Annotated in this window: 1 protein-coding gene; it reads left to right on the top strand. The window is 40.1% G+C overall.

Annotation, left to right across the window (positions count from 1 at the left end):
- On the top strand, nucleotides 1–2,257 hold a 2,257-nt coding region (locus AC1EUY_RS15915; RefSeq protein WP_480196539.1), incomplete at both ends, for a beta strand repeat-containing protein.

Genomic DNA, 2,257 nt, shown 5'->3' with positions numbered 1-2,257 from the left:
TACTACGGCCCCAACGCCCGATGTAGCGAACTTACCCGATGTTACTGAGCAGTGTGAAGTAACGGCTATTACGGCTCCTACAGCTACGGATAATTGTGTGGGTAGTATTACAGGTACAACGACGACGAGCTTCCCTATTACAGCACAAGGTACTACGGTAGTTACCTGGAGTTATGATGATGGCAATGGTAATGTAACGACGCAGACACAAAATGTTATTATAGATGATACTACGGCTCCAGTAGCAGACACGGCTACCTTACTGGATGTTACTGAGCAGTGTGAAGTAACGGCTATTACCGCGCCTACAGCTACGGATAACTGTGTGGGTAGTATTACAGGCACTACGACGACGAGCTTCCCTATTACAGCACAAGGTACTACGGTAGTAACGTGGAGTTATGATGATGGCAATGGTAATGTAACGACGCAGACTCAGAATGTTATTATTGATGATGTAACACCGCCAACAGCAAGTAATCCAACATCAATAACAGTTGCATGTGGTGGATCAGCTCCAGCACCAGATATTTCAGTAGTGACTGATGAAGCCGATAATTGTACAGTAAATCCTATTGTAACTTTTGTAAGTGATGTAAGCGATGGGAATCCAAATCCAGAAACAATTACAAGAACTTATAGAGTTGCGGATGCAGCAGGAAACTCCATTAACGTACAGCAAACTATTATTGTACCGCCATTTCCAACTGCAATAGTTAGTGGAGGAGGAACAATTTCATGTGGAGTTCCTACTCGAACACTGAATGTAACAACGAATGCGACGAATGTTAGTTATTTATGGACAACAGCAGATGGTAATATCGTAAGCGGAGCAAATACGGCGTCTCCTGTAGTAGATCAGTCTGGAACCTATTTCGTCATGGTGACTAATAATGATACAGGATGTAATACGACTTCAAGCGATGTTATCGTAACTGGTGATAATACTTGTCCTGAAGTAACTATTAATGATGTTACTACAAATGAAGGTGACGATGCTGTCTTTACGGTAAGTATCAGTAATGCTATTGATGAAGATATAACCATAAGTTTTACCATTGATAATGTGACAGCATTAGAAGGTTCAGATTACACAGAGCCTACTACCTTAACGATAACGATTCCTGCAGGAAGTACTACAGGAACAATTACTATACCAACCGTAGAAGACACAAATAATGAACCTGTAGAAACCTTTGAAGTAAATCTTACAGGGGCAACAACAAACACTACAAGTACAATATTAACGTTGAGCGACGCGCAAGGTATAGGAACTATTAACGATGACGATAATATTTCCGTAAGTATTAATGATGTAAATGTTACAGAAGGAACAGATGCTACAGCAGATTTTATTGTAAGTTTAAATACAACAAGTTCAGAAGACATAACAGTCACCTTTACAATTGACGATGATACGGCAGTAGAAACAGGTGATTATTCAGAACCAACTACACTCAGTGTTACAATTCTGGCAGGAAACACAACAGGTAATGTTACTGTGACTATTGTGAATGATTTGATCAATGAATCGATAGAGAATTTTGAAGTAAACCTTACTGGTGCTACTGGAGATACAAGTGGTAATGCTATTAATATAACAGATAATCAAGGTATAGGTACAATAACTGACGACGATGTACCAGCAGTTACTTCAGTAAGTTCAGAGAGTGAAGTTGAAGGTACAGATTTAGTTCATACCGTTGGTGTAGTAGAGTCCACATCAGATCAAACCTATCCGTTTGTATTGGCAGACAATACTACGAGTGGATCAGACTACATCTTACCACCAGTATTTAGTAATGGTGTTACGTATGATGCTGTTTCGGGTACGATTACGGTTCCAGCAGGGGTTACGAGTTTTACAGTTACGATTGCTACGGTTGATGATGCAGTTGTAGAGCTAGATGAAGTTTATGATTTAACGATTGGCGGTATTGCAGCTACAGGTACGATACAGAACAATGATACACCGGCTATTACTTCAGTAAGTTCAGAGAGTGAAGTTGAAGGTACAGACTTAGTTCATACCGTTGGCGTTGTAGAATCTACTTCAGATGAGACGTATCCGTTTGTATTAGCAGACAATACTACGAGTGGTGCGGACTATACCTTACCACCAGTATTTAGTAATGGTGTTACGTATGATGCTGTTTCAGGTACGATTACAGTACCAGCAGGTGTTACAAGTTTTACAGTTACGGTGGCTACGGTTGATGATGTTCTTGTAGAATCAGATGAGATTTATGATTTAACC

The sequence above is a fragment of the Maritimimonas sp. 2210JD6-3 genome (genome assembly GCF_056591795.1).
The sequence above is the reverse complement of the archived record's forward strand: the minus strand, read 5'-3'. Positions and strand labels throughout refer to the sequence as shown.